Here is a 15,862-nt window from a genome sequence, read left to right on the forward strand (position 1 = left end):
CGGTTTGCTGAGCTACGTGGAGCCGGTGCTGCTGGTGGGCGTCGCGCTCTTGCTGGGCGAATCCATCGGCCGCGATGAATGGATGACCTACCTGCCCATCTGGCTGGCGGTCATGGTGCTGGTGGGTGAAGGCGCCAAACACGTACTGGCCCAGCGGCGCCGAAACAGCGTTTGATTCGAACGAGGGTCTGTCTGGCCAGGTGGTCGCTGCCACTCTGGCAACAACCCCGTTCATTCAGCCAGTCGTGCTGAACATCACTGCCCGAACCGCGCCAGCTGCATCTCCCGCAAACGGCTCAACGTGCGCCGAAACGCGAACGCCAGATAGCCCTCGGTGTAAAGCTCGGCCATCGGCATCGCGGCTTCGATGTACAGCGGCACCTTGCGGTCATAGCACTCGTCCACCAGCGCAATGAAACGCCGCACGCCATCGTCGTAGGGCGACAGTTGCGGCAGCTCGCGGTCCCCCGCCGTGACCTGCTCCACGCCATCTTCGGTGCCACGGGCAATGCGCCCCTCGCGCTGGGGGGCACTCAATGCCGGGACGTCACTCAATAGGACGGCTTTATAGCGATCGCACAGCTCGATGAAATCCATCGCCGCCAGCGGCTGCTCGCACAGGTCGGCATAACGGCACCAGATCACCGTGCGACTGCTTCGCACCACCGGCACATGCCGCCGTCCCAGCGGAACTGGCTGAATCGACACCGACTCCCCGCTGCTCAGCGTCTCGAACACCTCGACCAGCGCACTCGGCCCGCTCTGCGCTTTCACCCAATAACGCTGCTGCGCCCGACCGGGATGCAGCCGGTGATCCTCGCCGCCGTCGACCGAGATGACTTCCATGAAGTGATTGATCGCCGTGATCGCCGGCACGAAACGCTCGCGGTTGTGGCCGGTGGCGTAGAGCTGTTCGGGCAATTGGTTGGAGGTGCAGACCAGCACCACCCCCTCATCGAACATGGCGCGCAGCAGGCCGCCGAGAATCACCGCGTCGCCAATGTCGTTGACGAACAGCTCGTCGAAGCACAGTACGCGCACCTCCTGCGCCAGCTCGCGGGCCAGCGCCTGCAACGGTTTGGCCACACCGGTCAGGTGAAACAGACGCTGATGCACCCAGCGCATGAAGTGATGAAAATGCTGGCGCCGCGCGGGCACCTGCAAGCTTTCGTAAAAGCGGTCCATCAGCCAGGTCTTGCCACGCCCCACCGGGCCCCACAGATAAACACCCTTGACCGCGCCGCCGCGCTTGCCATCGGTCAGCGCCTGCCAGCACGCCTGCAAGTGCAGCACGGCATTGTGCTGTGCCTCGTCCGGCTGAAAACCCTGGGTATCAACGGCCTGCTGCCAGGCTTCAAGTGGAGACAGAACGGTCATCGAAACGCTTCATTCGGGAGTGGAAGGTTGATCGTAGCGCCTGGAATACGAGGCGCCCAGCAGGTAGAAACAGCCGCCGGCAATGATGAAAGCCGCCAGCATGTAAAACATGAAATGCGCCGACTGGGTCGCCAACGCGAACCCGCAGAGCACCGGCCCCAGCGCCCCGCCGAGGTTGGAAAGGTTCTGCGCGCCGTAATACATGCCGCGCAAATGCGCAGGCGCAATACGGTCAATGAACATGTACTCCGCCGGAAACACGATGATCTCGCCGAGGGTGAACACCGCGACCGCCAGCGACCAGTGCAGCACAGTAGTCGACAGGGCAAACCCCACCACGCCCATGAGGAACAGGCTGAAACCTGCGGTCAGCCACTGATTCAAGTATTGATGGCTGATGCGCTTGCCGACCACGTACTGCAAACAGATCACCACGGCCGCGTTCACCGCGACCACCGAGCTGATGACCCTGTAGGTGAATTCCGGCGTGTTGGTGGTGACCAGGTATTGCGACAGGTACGCCGTGAATTGCCCGAAGACCACCGCGCTGAGCACGCCGCCGACGGTGAAGCACACCAGCCGGTAGTCCTTGAGAAGGATGCGGCCCACAGCGATAAAGGAAATCGGCGCATTGGCCGGGTCCGCCGAACTCAGCTTGCGATCCCCGTGCAACGCGTAGACCAGAAAAAAACCCAGCCCCAGGGCAGCGGACATCACGAACGGCAGCTTCATGTTCCAGTGCGCCAGTCCCGCGCCAATGAAGGGCCCGACGGCATAGCCGATGTTGATGAGCGTGTAACGCACCGAAAAGACTTTGCTTTGATCGGCCACCGGCAGCAGCTTGCCAAACGCGGCCTTGACCACAATGTCGATGACCGAGTACGCGAAATTGAAAGACACCAGAAACAGGAAGAACAGCCACAGCTTGCCGGTCAGGCACATGCCGATGAAGCCGGCCACGAAAAACCCGGTGAAACTGAGGATCAACCGATAGCTCGACAGCTTGTCGGTAAGGTAGCCGCCGTACAGGCTCAACAGCGAACCGACAATCAGCGCACCGCCGACCACCATGCCGATGTCGCTCATGCTCAGCACGAAGTTCGAAGACAGGTAAATCACCAGATACGGCAAGGTAATTGCCCGGCCCAACGTCAGAAAAAGCGACGAAGAAAGCAGGAGATTGACTGAAGCCGGGTAATGTCTGAGTGCAGCGAGCATCCGTGTTCCGTCCTTCATGACGTGCCGGGCCTTGATGACAGGAATCGGCGAGCTGTTTGAGTCAAACATCGTTACACAATCGCCAGTGACAGAACACCTGAAGAATGGAAGTACCTGCCCGCGTGCGGCATTCCACCGACTGGCTGTCTGCGTTCACATTCCGTAACATCCCCTTCTTTTTGCACGCCGCCCTTCAGGAATGCCATGAAACCCGCCCGCCTTCGCGCCGACGTCCTCGCCGGACTCACCACCTCTTTTGCCCTGGTGCCCGAGTGCATCGCCTTCGCCCTTGTCGCGCACCTCAATCCGCTGATGGGGCTTTATGGCGCCTTCATTATCTGCACGCTGACCGCGCTGTTCGGCGGGCGTCCCGGCATGGTGTCGGGCGCGGCGGGATCGATGGCCGTGGTCATCGTCGCGCTGGTGGTGCAGCACGGCGTGCAGTACCTGCTGGCGACGGTGCTGTTGGGCGGGCTGGTGATGATCGCGTTTGGGCTGCTGCGCCTGGGCAAGCTGGTGCGGATGGTGCCGTACCCGGTCATGCTCGGGTTCGTCAACGGCCTCGCCATCGTCATCGCCATGGCGCAGCTGGAGCATTTCAAAAGCGGCGAAACCTGGCTTAGCGGTACGCCGCTCTACCTGATGATCGGCCTGGTCGCCATGACCATGGCCGTCGTGTACCTGCTACCGCGCCTGACCCGCTCGGTGCCGCCGGCACTGGTCGCGATCCTCGGGGTCGGGCTGCTGGTGTACCTGTTCGGCCTGCCGACGCGCACCCTCGGCGACATGGCGCACATCGCCGGCGGGCTGCCGAGCCTGTCAATGCCGCAAGTGCCGTGGAATCTGGACACCCTGCGCATCATCGCGCCCTACGCGATCCTGATGGCGCTGGTCGGTCTGCTGGAAACCCTGCTGACCCTGAACCTCACCGACGAAATCACCGAGAGCCGCGGCTACCCCGACCGCGAGTGCGTCGCCCTCGGCGTCGCCAACCTGGCGTCCGGCCTGTGTGGCGGCATGGGCGGCTGCGCGATGATCGGCCAGACCGTCATCAACCTCAGTTCCGGTGGCCGGGGTCGCCTGTCCGGCATTGTCGCCGGCGTGATGATCCTGATGTTTGTGTTGTTTCTGTCGCCCCTCATCGAGCGCATTCCGTTGGCGGCGCTGGTCGGCGTGATGTTCGTGGTAGCACAGCAGACCTTTGCCTGGGCCTCGCTGCGCGTCCTGCGCAAAGTCCCGCTGAACGACGTCATCGCGATCATCGCGGTGACCATCGTCACGGTCCTCACCGATCTCGCCACCGCCGTGCTGTTCGGCATCTTGATCGCCGCGCTGAACTTCGCCTGGCAGCAGGCCCGCGAGCTGTACGCCGACAGCCATGTCGAACCGGACGGGAGCAAGATGTACCACCTGCACGGCACACTGTTTTTTGCCTCCACCACGCCGTTCCTGGATCAATTCGACCACGTCAACGACCCGCAACACGTCACGCTGGACTGCCGCCACCTGATCTTCGTGGATTACTCCGCCATCGCCGCTCTGAAAACCCTGCGCGAGCGCTACCACAAAGCCGGAAAACATCTGCGCGTGGTGCATCTGTCGGAGCGCTGCAAAAAGCTGCTCAAGCGCGCGGGTGTTCAGCACGCCTAAGCCGAGCGTTGCCCGCGCTCGCCGCTCAGCGAAGGGCCAGCAAAATAGCCTCAGTCGCCACCACCTGCGCGTACTCGCCGTGCAGGTTCGCCAGGGACATGGCGTGGATGTCCTCGGCACTGCGCGGCTGACCGAAGAAGTCCGCGCCATCGAAGGTGAAACAAGCGTCGTAGGGCACGATGACCTCGAAGCCCAGATTGCCGCCGGTTCGCGCCGTCGACTCCACGGAGTTGTTGGTCACCACCCCGACGATCACTATTTGGTTGATCCCGTCCGCGCGCAGCCAACCTTCCAGTGCCGAATGACAGAACGCATCGGGCACCTGTTTGTGCAGTTCGCCCTCGCCATCCCACGGCACGAAGGCCGGCTGAAACTCGACGCCGGGCTGCTTCGGCCAGAACACCGAGTCCGATGAGCGGGAGAAATGTCGCACGTGAATGACCGTGCGCCCGCTGTCACGCCATTCATCCAACAGCGCAAGCATCTGCCCTTCGGCCCTGGGGTTGTTGCGCCGGCCCAGCTTCGGGTGGTTGATGCCCTGCTGCATGTCGATGAGTATCAAGGCGGCTTTCGGATGGATGTGCATGTCGCTTCCTATAAAGACTTTCAGCAGATGCCCGGGGGTTGAGACGCTGCTGTCAGCTGCTTAAACGGCACTGAAATGCCCCGCCCATTGCTGCTCGGCGAATTGCTCGATGATGAAGTCAACGAACGCGCGGGTCTTGCCCGGCAGCAATTTGTGCTCACTGTAATAGATGGAGATGTTGCCGTCCTCGACATGCCATTCGGGCAATACCCGCTGCAGCGCGCCGCTGCGCAGGTACGGCAGGGCAAACGGCATGCTCACCAGCGCGACGCCCAGCCCCTGGCTCGCCGCCCGGCAAGCGGCATCGGAATCGCTCAACGTCATGCGCACCTTCATGCGCAGCGGGCTCTGCTCCTGGCTGCGATGGCTCAGCGGCCAGGTGCGGATCCGGCCGGTCTGCGGCGAACGAATCAGAATTCCGTCGCAGTCGTGCAAATCCTCCGGGTGCTCGATGCCCGCGTGCGCGTGCAACCATTGCGGCGACGCCACCAGCACGCGGTGAGCGGGCGCCAGTTTGCGCGCGACCACACCCTGGGGCAGATCGAAGCCACCACCGATGGCCGCATCAAAGCCCTGCCCGATCAGGTCCACTTGCCGGTTATCGAAGTGCCAGTCGGGCGTGATGGCCGGAAAGCGCCGCAGGAACTCAGCCAGCAGCGGCACCACATACAAGCAACCGAAGACGGTGCCCACACTGACTTTCAAGGTGCCGGCGGGACTGCCTTCGGCACTGGCCAGATTGGCGACGGCGTTCTGGATGGTCTTCAGGCTGGCGCTAACCTCGCTCAGAAAGCGCTGGCCCGCCTCGGTCAGCGTCAACTGGCGCGTGCTGCGCTGGAACAGCCTGACGCCCAGCTTTGCCTCCAGCTTTGCCACGCTTTTGCCGACGGCAGCGGGCGTCAGGCTCAGGCGCCGCGCCGCCTCGGCGAAGCTGCCGACCTCGGCACTGCGCACGAAGCATTCGATGCTGCTGAAATTTTCCATCGCACTCACTCACAACTTCTGGTTTACACAGACTATCTTGATTACCGGCTACCGCGCGGGTAATCGTGGGCAGATACTCGTGTCCATCAACCCACTAAGCACTACCAATTACTCACTACTCACTGCCCATCACTCAGGGCTCCAGGAGATCGACATGACTCACCCCACCAATCTGATCGGCAAAACAGCACTGGTTCAAGGCGGCTCGCGCGGCATCGGCGCAGCGATCGTCAAACGGCTGGTCGAACAAGGCGCCTCTGTCGCCTTCACCTTCGTCAGCTCGCAAGCCAAAGCCCAGGAACTGCAAGACAGCCTCACCGCAGCCGGCGGCAAAGCTTTGGCCATCAAGGCCGACAGCGCCAACGCTGAAGACATACGCCGCGCCGTCGCTCAAACCGTGCAGACGTTCGGCGGCCTCGACATCCTCGTTAACAACGCCGGCGTGCTGGCCATCGCGCCGCTCGACGAATTCACCCTCGAAGATTTCGACCGAACCCTGGCCATCAACGTGCGTAGCGTGTTCATCGCCAGCCAGGAAGCCGCCCGGCACATGAAAGAAGGCGGCCGCATCATCAACATCGGCAGCACCAATGCCGACCGCATGCCCTTCGCCGGTGGCGGCGTCTACGCGATGAGTAAATCGGCGCTGGTCGGCCTGACTAAAGGCCTGGCCCGTGACCTAGGCCCGCGTGGCATCACCATCAACAACGTCCAGCCCGGCCCGGTCGACACCGACATGAACCCGGCCGACAGCGACTTCGCCGAATCACTGATGGGCCTGATGGCCATTGCGCGCTACGGCAAGTCTGAAGAAATCGCCGCCATGGTCGCCTACCTCGCCGGCCCGGAAGCGGGTTATGTCACCGGCTCCAGCCTGACCATCGACGGCGGCTTCGGCGCCTGATCCTCGCGCCCTCGCCGTTGACGCGAAGCCCCGGACCTCCATGAGGACCCCGGGGCTTCGTGCTTTTTGCTTAAGCGCATGAAAATTCTGAAAAAAAGTTTTGCCTTCGCCAAAGCTTTCGACTACATTAGCGCGCCTCGACAGACTGAACGTCTGAAGAGATACGGTGAAGTGTCCGAGTGGCTTAAGGAGCACGCCTGGAAAGTGTGTATACAAGAAATTGTATCGAGAGTTCGAATCTCTCCTTCACCGCCACATTAAAAAGATCCCCGCAACGCTCATGGCGTGCGGGGATTTTTGTTTTGGGGCTACTGTTTAGCGGAGGCTAACGGGCTGGGCTGCGTATCGCATCCACTGATCTGCCTGCCCCGTCACTCAGCCACGCTCATCCTGCTGGTTTAAGCTCACCCGATAAGACTGCAATCCGTCGCTCTGCGTGTATTGCTTGCTGAAGTAGCGATAGACCGCACCCTTGACAGTGATGCCGACACCGTTCTCCGTCTCGCGGATTACCACGTCTTCGATGGCGCTGTCGGTGATCACAAATGAGTTACGCTTATTCAGCTCCTTGAGGATTTCCTCATCAGCGCCGGGGATCGGATCACTTAAGTAAAACCTCAAGGTGTCGAGATCGGTCGCAGGTGCGCCGTAATGAGTAACGTACACCCATGCGCCGCGCTTTAGCTGATATCTGAGCACCAGTTCATCTGCATCAGCGATCCCGCCCAAAAGGTATTCGAGCAGATAATAGACAAGCAGTACGCTCAACAACGCCCAGAAAAGGAGCTTATAAGGGATGCTGGGTTTAGTACCCTTTTGATTTTGCATACTCAATACCCTGCATTATCCAATATTGGTCCTTTGGATCATCCCCATAGGGAGCTCGCCAATACCATACGCCCCAATCCTCCTCAGAGCTTTGGGTCCCTGCATTTTGCTGAGCGAACCCCGCTGCTCTCAACAGAATCTGATCAGGCAACTGCCCACCTCTGCCAACAACGCCATAATGGAAATTACCAAAATCCTCCCATTCTGGGTGTTGCTGCTTGAAATCCCAAGGTCCGCCATTACGAACCCTGTGGTAAAACCAACTCATGAATGCGCCTACAGCCGGATCTTTTCTCCACTGTTCGTTTGCCAGCTTTGCGTTTAGATCGACATTGACATGAGGCGGCATTGCTTTTGGCAGCTCAAAACTCATATTTCACCTGATCAGCAATAGACTCTGTTACCGATTGCGTCCCACCCCCCGGCAACCTGCCCCGCACCTTGCCCGGTACTGCGGCTCTGCTTGGAGTAAATCAACTTCATGCGACCATAGTTCAAAGCTATTAACTCGCTGGGAAATGCATCACGCCTTCCTCCGTTGCCGGTAAGGGTGAATGCGCTAATAATGACTTCTTCGAGTACCACCTCCAGATATTTCACTTTTGGGTCACCGGCACGAAATACGTGCACTGATACCTGTTTGAAATGCTTACCGCTGCAACAGGCTTCATGAAGTTTCGCGGTGGCATTAGCTACAGCTTTCCGCACCATAAAATCTCCCAGATACGCTCGACCTGAGGTGGCCCCTCCTGCCGAAGTCGCGGTTGTAGAAGCTGATTGATTAGCAGACACGTCGAAATCCTGCAACTCAATCCAATTCTCATAACCTTCCGACAGCGTTTCGCCGTTAATACCTTCATTTTGCAGATAGGCTTCAAATGACACGTTCAGATCCTTATTCATACCCTATTGATGGACAGAGGAAACCATAGATAAAAGCGCCAGTGAAGTCAGCTACTGTATTTTCAGAAAAAATACCGGAGCGTGAAAGGCGTTACTTATTGGATTCGAAAATATTAAACAACTCTTGAACAGTGCGTTTAGTAAGCAACCTTCAATATCCATCCCATTCTAACCACCCTGTTTACTTCGGTTTAAATGAGCGCACTCGTCGTCATACGTTACCCGTCTGGGTGTTTCGCTCAGAGATTGGCTTGCCGTTGCCCGGTCGAAGGCCTCGACTTGAAGCTTTAACTGTTTTTTGGGTCCGTTTGATTCAGCAGCGAGCCGTGTCCACTGTCGCAATCGACGCTGTGGACATATGGTTTCCCAGAAGCAGAGGCGGTCACACTCTCGAAAATTTAGCCGGAGGCAAACGAAGCCGAGCCGTCAGTCGAAGGCGTTTTCTTCCTACGGTGGTCTGCGTCCTGGCCTGAAATCATTCAATCCAGTGCAAGCCCCTGCCCCCCCCAGCTGTTGATTTTTCCACGCAAAGCGTCGGAAAAATCGCCATTTGAGTGCATGAGCAGCTAATGTCTACCCGTCGCACTGTCTGAAAGACTGCAACACCGTACGCGGCTCGCTCTAAACAACAGAAGACAGTCCGTATTCCGGCCCCCATTGCGCACCCGCAGCAGACACACGCAGGGTGCGAATTTCGCAGGAGAAGGTTGATGAATGGTATCGGTAAGCGTCTGAGGCAAGAGAGAAAACGCCTCAAACTGACCCAAAGCGCACTGGGCGCCATAGGTGGCGTTGAAGCCAACGCTCAAGGGCATTATGAGAGTGGGCAGCGATTGCCCAGAGCGGATTATCTGTTCAAGATCGCCGCCGCAGGGGTGGACATCACGCGGGTGATCACCGGCGTGGATGCCGCAGCCCGCGCAGAGTTACCCGTATTTCCGACCATTCAGGTGGGTAAGCGTCCAGAAAGCGACGCCGATCTCGACAGCTCTGAAAGCATGGTGAAAATCATCAGCCAGTTGCGCCAGAGTTTGTGGATAACGGCCAACGCACTCTGCGAAGTCACCCGTCTGGTGGAGTCAGAAGAACCTCGCTCCAGCGCTGATCATGTTGAAGACCACTTGAGGGTCTTGCAGGGTGACGCCGATATGTTCGCGGCGCTGGCGCTGGCCAAGGTTCAAAAAGCCGCCCACGAAACCCACTGATCCCGATCAGCGCCGCTGACAGCCGTGTCTCCCGAGTGGTAGCCTTGCGCCACACAGGGAGGTTTCAATGACTGGAATTTCAACACTATTCACGGCCGCTGCGGCGCTGCTTCTGAGCAGCGTCGCACATGGAGAGGTATTCAAGTGCGTCGCCGCCAATGGTGCGGTCAGTTTCGGCTACAGCCCTTGCCCGACTTACGTTGGGGAATCCACCGTGCAGCGTCCGCCTCCGGCACGGATCTCCAGCGAATGGGAGGAAACCGACTTTCCTTATCGCCTGAACAAGAACGCCACCGAAATTTTGCAAGTCAGCCGACGCAGGAAGCTGATCATCACCAACGAGCGTGAGATTGCCGATCGGTTGCAAAGCATCCGCCCTCCTCCGCCTGCCGTTCCCTCCACCTGCATCGCGCCGCGCTACGACAGCGCCTGCTTCGATCCTTCGGGTGGCCGGGTTCGTCAACCCGTGAAAAGCGGCCTGATGAAATCCTTTGGAAACTGACGACACACCGCTGCCTACCTGCCTGCCTGCCGCTTGAGGCTTGAGGCTTGAGGCTTGCAGCTTGCAGCTAACCAATACTTCTCGAATTTCTGAACTAAGTTTTTACGGCCGCCGATGTGACGGCCCGTGACAGCTGCTTAAAGTCAGGCCCCATCGCCAGAATCACAAAAAAGAGCCGGCCATGACCTCCACCGACACCCGCCGCGACGCGGTTCTACACGCGGCACAGACCCTCATCGACGCGTTCGCCAGCAACGACACGGATGCCTACTTTGCCGCATTCGCTGAAGACGCCACCTTCCTCTTTCACACCCTGCCGGCGCCTCTGCTGTCGCGCGCTGCTTACCGCGACGTGTGGGCTGGCTGGCAAACCGACGGCTTTGCCGTGCTGGGTTGCCAATCGCGCAATGCGCACATCAGCCTGCAGGGTGAGGTTGCGATCTTCATGCACGACGTCGACACCCATGTCCGCTTCGGCAATGAGGAAAGCCATTTCAGCGAGCGCGAAACCATTGTCTTCAGGCAATACGACGCGCGCTGGCTGGCCTGCCATGAGCACTTGTCGGTGAAGACCGGCTAACGGGGCACCACCCTCAATGCGAGCGGCCCCCAGAGGCTGCCGCGTGCATCACCCGCTTTACCCGATTCAGGTCTGACAACGACCACTGCCAATGCCACGACCGGGTGACCGGTCGAGAACGGGCCCGCGCCCTGCGCAGGTCTTATAACAACACGACAGCGCGCAGGAACACCCCATGACCCACCCAACGACTCGCATCGAAACCTTCGGGGTCGAACAGATCCCCGATCATCAGCGCGACGCCAAACCCCTCGACCTGTTTCGCCTGACCTTCGGCGGGGCCAACACCTTCGCCACCGCGGTGCTCGGCAGCTTTCCGGTGTTGTTTGGCCTGTCGTTCCAGGCCGGCGTCTGGTCCATCCTGCTGGGGGTCGTGCTCGGGTCGATCATCCTCGCACCGATGGGCCTGTTCGGCGCCCTCAACGGCACCAACAATGCGGTCTCTTCCGGCGCCCACTTTGGTGTTCACGGTCGTATCGTCGGCTCGTTTCTGTCACTGCTCACGGCGGTGGCGTTCTTCTCGCTGTCGGTCTGGAGCTCAGGAGACGCGCTCATCGGCGGTGCCAAACGCATGGTCGGTCTGCCGGAAAACGACCTGAGCCTGGCCCTGGCTTACGGGGTCTTCGCCGTCCTGGTATTGGTGGTGTGCATCTATGGTTTTCGCTTCATGTTGTGGGTCAACAAGATCGCCGTGTTCGCCTCGAGCCTCTTGTTCCTGCTGGGCATTTTCGCGTTCAGCGGCAGCTTTGACGCGGGCTTCGCCGGCACGCTGAACTCAGGCACAGAGGGCTTCTGGGCGGCGTTCATCGGTGCTGCGCTGCTGGCGATGAGCAATCCGGTGTCGTTCGGTGCGTTTCTCGGTGACTGGTCGCGCTACATCCCACGCCAGACATCGAAAAAACGCATCATGGCGTCGGTGTTCCTGGCCCAGGTCTGTACCTTGATTCCATTTCTGTTCGGTCTGTGCACGGCGACCATCGTGGCCACCCAGGCGCCGCAATACATCACCGACAACAACTACGTCGGCGGCTTGCTAGCGGTCTCGCCCAGCTGGTTCTTCCTGCCCGTGTGCCTGATCGCGATCATCGGCGGCATGTCGACCGGCACCACGTCGCTTTATGGCACCGGACTGGACATGTCGAGCATGTTTCCGCGCCTGCTCAATCGTGCCCAGGCGACCATCCTGATCGGGATGGCGGCCATCGCCTTCATCTTCATCGGCCGTTTCGCCTTTAACTTGGTGCAAAGCGTGTCGACCTTCGCGGTGCTGATCGTCACTTGCACCTCGCCGTGGATCGTCATCATGGTGCTGGGCCTGATTGTTCGAAGAGGGTTCTATCACCCGGCAGACCTGCAAGTGTTCACCCGTGGCCAGAGCGGCGGTCACTACTGGTTCGAACACGGCTGGAACTGGCGCGGGCTGGGGGCATGGATCCCGAGCGCGGCGGTGGGCCTGTGCTTCGTCAATCTGCCGGGGCAGTTCGTCGGCCCGCTGGGCAATCTGGCGGGAGGCATCGACATCAGCCTGCCGATCACCCTTGGCCTCGCGGCGCTGTTGTACATCACCTTGCTGCGCACCTTCCCGGAACCAGTGGGTGTGTATGGCGCGCACGGCCCGCATCCATTGTTGGGCGACAACGCCCACCGCAACGTTAAGAAGCCCATGGCGATTGGCTGACACGTGACACGTGACGCGGTTGATAGAGGGCTCGCTGCGAAGCGGGCCCTTTTTTTGCGCTGTCGGCGATGCATTGCGTCCCGTGCGCCCGGCCCGCGGCCGCACCGACCGGCGGGCCGCGTGTGACTGGCGCGAGTGATTTACATCACGCACAATCGCGGCTCACCTCAGTACCCAACCACAGCAACACGTCAGCTCGACGCACAGGAGATCACCCCCGCATGAACGCAAACGACTGGACCGAAGCTGCCTTGGCGAAGTACATCGTGACCAATCCGATGTTGCAGGCTGAAATCCAGGATTTGAGCCCCAAAGAGCAGCAACAGCAGACCCTCTGGGCTTTCGAAGACGAAGCCGAAAATCTGGGCATCCCGACCTGGGAGCTGGCGTTGACTTTCATTGCCGAAACCCCCGAGCAACTGAAGGAGCTGCGCCTTGCCGCACACAAGGAAGCCGCCGAGGCACTGGACATGGACTGGGAAGAATACTGCGAACTGAACGAGGTCGAGGTTTAACCGCGACCTGCCCGCTTCATCTCAGGGTTGCCGGACCGGCGACCCTGTCCTCTGACTCGCCGGTCACCTTTTGCGCTTTACCTTGCCCTGCCGGGTGAGTAACGTCTGCGCCACTTCAAAACAAAAAAGGACTCGCTCCATGAGTGATTTGGTCGCCTATCAACTGGATGACGGCGTCGCGACGCTGACGCTGAGCAACGGCAAGGTCAATGCAATCAGCAACGACGTGGTCGCCGCGTTCAATGCTGCACTCGACCGCGCCGAGCAAGATCGCGCCGTGGTGATCATCACCGGTCAGCCGGGGATTCTTTCGGGCGGGTACGACCTCAAAATCATGACCTCGTCGCCGGAGGCCGCCATGGCCCTGGTCGCCGAAGGCTCCACGCTGGCGCGGCGCATGCTGTCGTTTCCGTTCCCTGTGGTGGTCGCGTGCGGCGGGCATGCCGTCGCCAAAGGCGCCTTCCTGCTGCTCTCGGCCGACTACCGCATCGGCGTCGAAGGCCCGTACAGCATCGGCCTGAACGAGGTTCAGATTGGCATGACCATGCACCACGCCGGCATCGAGCTGGCACGTAACCGCCTGCGCAAAAGCGCCTTCGGTCGCTCGGTGATCTGCGGCGAGATGTTCGACCCCAACGGCGCGCTGCAGGCCGGGTTCTTCGACAAAGTGGTTGCGCCCGAAGCGCTGACCGAAGCCGCGCGCACCGTGGCGCTGCAAATGAAGAAAATCAACATGCGCGCCCACAAGCAGACCAAGCTCAAAGTGCGCAAGGAGTTCCTCGAAACCCTGGACCGGGCAATCGAGCTGGATCGCCAGATCCCGCTCTGAGCGTGCACTACCGAGCGCGGCATGGCTTGGCCGCATTGCCCTGAAACATCCCGTTAAATGACTGCACCTCAACCCGGTCCGCGGGCGATTGCCGATTTCAGTGCACATCCGTACACTGCGCGGCTTTTCGCCTACCGGGTGGTTTTGCATGCTGTTCGTTCTGCGTATGGGGTTGATGGGGCTGCACTTTATCGCCGCCGGCGTGCTGGGGCTTTTGCTTGGCCTGTGCCGCCCGTTCAATCCTGACAACAGCCGCCTGTGCGCACGGCTGTATGCGCTCCCCGCCATGCGGATCCTCGGACTGCGTCTGAACCCCCAGCTCAGCCCGCAATTCGAGCAGGCCAGGCCCTGCGTGATCATTTGCAACCATCAGTCCAACTACGACCTGTTCGTGCTCGGCAACATCGTGCCGCCGCGCACGGTGTGCATCGGCAAAAAAAGCCTCAAGTGGGTCCCGTTCTTTGGTCAGCTGTTCTGGCTGGCGGGCAACGTGCTGATTGACCGAGGCAACCCTCTAAGGGCGCGTCGCTCCATCCTCCAGACCACCGAGACCCTGCAGAACAAAGACACCTCGATCTGGGTCTTCCCCGAGGGCACGCGCAACAAAGGCGAAGGGCTGCTGGCGTTCAAGCGCGGCGCGTTTCAGATGGCCATCGAGGCCGGTGTGCCCATCGTGCCCGTGTGCGTGAGCACCTATGTGCGCAGCATGGACTTGAATCGCCGGGACAGCGGCGAGGTCATCATCCGCACGCTGCCGGCGATCCCGACCGCAGGCCTGACCAGCGATGATATCCCGGTCCTCATCGCCCGCTGCCACGAGCAGATGCAATCCTGCATCGCCAGCATGGACGCCGACGTGCGCGGGCCACTGCCAAGCGGCCAAACAGACGCTGAACAGCACTGAAAAAACCGGCGAACTCGTTCGAATCCGCCGACTCTGATGAGCGAGCGCGCTAAGCTGCGCGTCAGTTTCCCTAAAAGAAGAAGCAGATCATCATGGGTCGAGTGGTTGCCGCTGCCGTTTACAGTGCCGGAAAGAAAGTCACCAACATTGCCCTCGATGAAGGCGCGGCCTGGGCGGCGAAACCCGGGCATTTTGTCTGGATTGGCCTGGAGCATCCGGGGCTTGAAGAGCTGACCACGCTGCAACGGCAGTTCAACCTGCACGAGTTGGCAATCGAAGATGCGCTGGAAGTCCACAGCCGGCCCAAGCTGGAGACCTTCGGTGACGCACTGTTCATCGTGACCTACGCGCCGATCCGTGAGAATGGGAAGCTGATCTTCATCGAAACTCACATCTTCGCCGGCAAGGGCTACGTCATCACCTCGCGCAATGGCGACTCAAAGTCCTACGGGCTGGTGCGCCAACGGTGTGAGGCGCGACCGTTGCTGCTGGAGCACGGCGAGGATTTCGTGCTGTATGCCCTGCTGGATTTCGTCACCGAGAACTACCAGCCGGTCACCGAAGCGATTCACTGCGAGCTCGAAGAGCTGGAGCACAACGTCCTGCGCAAGGACCTCAAGGAATCCGACATCCATCGCATTCACTCGCTACGCCGGGACCTGCTGCGCTTGCGCCGCTACGTGGCGCCGATGGTCGAAATCGGGGAAGAGCTGCAGAAGCTCAGCTTTCCCTTCATCGACAAGAACATGCGCCCTTACTTTCGCGACGTCGAGATCCACGTCAAGCGGCAGATGGAAGACCTCTCCAACCTGCGCGACATCGCCAGCCAGACCATTGAAATCAGCCTGCTGCTGGAGTCCTCGCGACAGAGCCTGACCCAACGTAAATTCGCCGCCTGGGCCGCGATTCTGGCGTTCCCGACCGCGATTGCCGGCATCTACGGGATGAATTTCCAGAACATGCCCGAGCTGACCTGGCATTACGGGTATTACGGGGTGTTGGGCGTTATCGTGGGCGGGTGCGGGATTTTGTTCGCAAGCTTCAAACGCTCGGGCTGGCTTTGAGGCTTTTGAATATGCCTACGACGGTAGGACCGGCTTTAGCCGGGAAGAGGCCGGTGTGAGCACCGTCAATCTTCCAGTGTGGCGACTGACGCCTTCCCGGCTGAAGCCGGTCCTACAATAATCATCACACCCGGC

Annotated in this window: 17 protein-coding genes, 1 tRNA gene and 1 pseudogene; 12 read left to right on the plus strand and 7 right to left on the minus strand. The window is 60.2% G+C overall.

Features of this window, described 5'->3' with window-relative positions; translation table 11 throughout:
• Positions 1 to 175, plus strand: a pseudogene (locus VF672_RS04080) (EamA family transporter RarD); the annotation flags it as partial.
• An 80-nt stretch (positions 176 to 255) separates the two neighbouring features.
• On the opposite strand, the gene zapE reads toward VF672_RS04080, so the two are convergent.
• On the minus strand, positions 256 to 1,377 hold the full coding sequence (gene zapE, locus VF672_RS04085) for a cell division protein ZapE (protein ID WP_331101735.1): 1,122 nt from the start codon (positions 1,375 to 1,377) through the stop codon (positions 256 to 258).
• A gap of 9 nt (positions 1,378 to 1,386) precedes the next feature.
• Positions 1,387 to 2,595 (minus strand): MFS transporter, encoded by a 1,209-nt coding sequence (locus tag VF672_RS04090; protein ID WP_331101737.1) that lies wholly within the window; start codon positions 2,593 to 2,595, stop codon positions 1,387 to 1,389.
• A gap of 204 nt (positions 2,596 to 2,799) precedes the next feature.
• Here VF672_RS04090 and VF672_RS04095 point away from each other — a divergent pair, with 204 nt between their 5' ends.
• Positions 2,800 to 4,245: a SulP family inorganic anion transporter gene (locus VF672_RS04095; protein ID WP_331101739.1), complete on the plus strand. Its 1,446-nt coding sequence runs from the start codon at positions 2,800 to 2,802 to the stop codon at positions 4,243 to 4,245.
• A gap of 25 nt (positions 4,246 to 4,270) precedes the next feature.
• Here VF672_RS04095 and VF672_RS04100 read toward each other — a convergent pair whose 3' ends face one another.
• Both VF672_RS04100 and VF672_RS04105 read right to left on the minus strand, forming a co-directional pair.
• Complete coding sequence (locus VF672_RS04100; protein ID WP_331101741.1) at positions 4,271 to 4,831, minus strand: cysteine hydrolase family protein; 561 nt, start codon at positions 4,829 to 4,831, stop codon at positions 4,271 to 4,273.
• Positions 4,832 to 4,891: 60 nt separating this feature from the next.
• Positions 4,892 to 5,815 carry a LysR family transcriptional regulator gene (locus tag VF672_RS04105; protein ID WP_331101837.1) on the minus strand — a complete coding sequence of 308 codons (924 nt, stop codon included), beginning with the start codon at positions 5,813 to 5,815 and terminating at the stop codon, positions 4,892 to 4,894.
• Between the two features lie 154 nt (positions 5,816 to 5,969).
• On the opposite strand from VF672_RS04105, the gene VF672_RS04110 reads away from it, so the two are divergent.
• Together VF672_RS04110 and VF672_RS04115 are read left to right on the plus strand one after the other, a co-directional pair.
• Positions 5,970 to 6,719 carry a 3-oxoacyl-ACP reductase family protein gene (locus tag VF672_RS04110; protein ID WP_331101743.1) on the plus strand — a complete coding sequence of 250 codons (750 nt, stop codon included), beginning with the start codon at positions 5,970 to 5,972 and terminating at the stop codon, positions 6,717 to 6,719.
• Between the two features lie 165 nt (positions 6,720 to 6,884).
• Positions 6,885 to 6,974: transfer RNA gene (locus VF672_RS04115), tRNA-Ser, on the plus strand.
• 120 nt (positions 6,975 to 7,094) lie between these two features.
• Here VF672_RS04115 and VF672_RS04120 read toward each other — a convergent pair.
• The 3 genes from VF672_RS04120 to VF672_RS04130 are packed head-to-tail and all read right to left on the minus strand — an operon-like array spanning position 7,095 to position 8,432.
• Positions 7,095 to 7,547, minus strand: coding sequence for a hypothetical protein (locus VF672_RS04120; protein WP_331101745.1), 453 nt, complete (start codon positions 7,545 to 7,547; stop codon positions 7,095 to 7,097).
• Positions 7,525 to 7,920, minus strand: coding sequence for a polymorphic toxin type 44 domain-containing protein (locus tag VF672_RS04125; RefSeq protein ID WP_331101747.1), 396 nt, complete (start codon positions 7,918 to 7,920; stop codon positions 7,525 to 7,527). Before VF672_RS04125 ends, VF672_RS04120 begins: the two co-directional genes overlap by 23 nt.
• Positions 7,921 to 7,931: 11 nt before the next feature.
• Entirely contained in the window at positions 7,932 to 8,432 is a 501-nt protein-coding gene (locus VF672_RS04130) for a type VI secretion system tube protein Hcp (protein WP_331101749.1), read from the minus strand.
• Between the two features lie 728 nt (positions 8,433 to 9,160).
• Between VF672_RS04130 and VF672_RS04135 the strand changes: the two genes are divergently transcribed.
• From VF672_RS04135 to VF672_RS04170, 8 genes are all read left to right on the plus strand, one after another.
• The gene (locus tag VF672_RS04135) at positions 9,161 to 9,655 is read left to right on the plus strand and encodes a helix-turn-helix transcriptional regulator (RefSeq protein WP_331101751.1); all 495 of its coding nucleotides are present in this window, start codon (positions 9,161 to 9,163) and stop codon (positions 9,653 to 9,655) included.
• Positions 9,656 to 9,722: 67 nt separating this feature from the next.
• Positions 9,723 to 10,157, plus strand: a complete 435-nt coding sequence (locus VF672_RS04140; RefSeq protein WP_331101753.1) for a DUF4124 domain-containing protein — start codon at positions 9,723 to 9,725, stop codon at positions 10,155 to 10,157.
• A 181-nt stretch (positions 10,158 to 10,338) separates the two neighbouring features.
• Positions 10,339 to 10,737, plus strand: coding sequence for a YybH family protein (locus VF672_RS04145; RefSeq protein WP_331101755.1), 399 nt, complete (start codon positions 10,339 to 10,341; stop codon positions 10,735 to 10,737).
• A gap of 175 nt (positions 10,738 to 10,912) precedes the next feature.
• On the plus strand, positions 10,913 to 12,415 hold the full coding sequence (locus VF672_RS04150; RefSeq protein WP_331101757.1) for a purine-cytosine permease family protein: 1,503 nt from the start codon (positions 10,913 to 10,915) through the stop codon (positions 12,413 to 12,415).
• 221 nt (positions 12,416 to 12,636) lie between these two features.
• Positions 12,637 to 12,930 (plus strand): DUF6388 family protein, encoded by a 294-nt coding sequence (locus VF672_RS04155; protein WP_122537871.1) that lies wholly within the window; start codon positions 12,637 to 12,639, stop codon positions 12,928 to 12,930.
• Between the two features lie 139 nt (positions 12,931 to 13,069).
• Positions 13,070 to 13,759: a crotonase/enoyl-CoA hydratase family protein gene (locus VF672_RS04160; RefSeq protein WP_331101760.1), complete on the plus strand. Its 690-nt coding sequence runs from the start codon at positions 13,070 to 13,072 to the stop codon at positions 13,757 to 13,759.
• Positions 13,760 to 13,907: 148 nt separating this feature from the next.
• A complete protein-coding gene (locus VF672_RS04165) occupies positions 13,908 to 14,663 on the plus strand; it encodes a 1-acylglycerol-3-phosphate O-acyltransferase (protein WP_331101762.1) in 756 nt (251 codons plus the stop codon).
• 92 nt (positions 14,664 to 14,755) lie between these two features.
• Positions 14,756 to 15,727, plus strand: coding sequence for a magnesium and cobalt transport protein CorA (locus VF672_RS04170; protein WP_331101764.1), 972 nt, complete (start codon positions 14,756 to 14,758; stop codon positions 15,725 to 15,727).
• Positions 15,728 to 15,862: the final 135 nt, after the last annotated feature.

Origin of the sequence: Pseudomonas sp. (assembly GCF_036387035.1) — a bacterium.
Taxonomy (GTDB): domain Bacteria; phylum Pseudomonadota; class Gammaproteobacteria; order Pseudomonadales; family Pseudomonadaceae; genus Aquipseudomonas.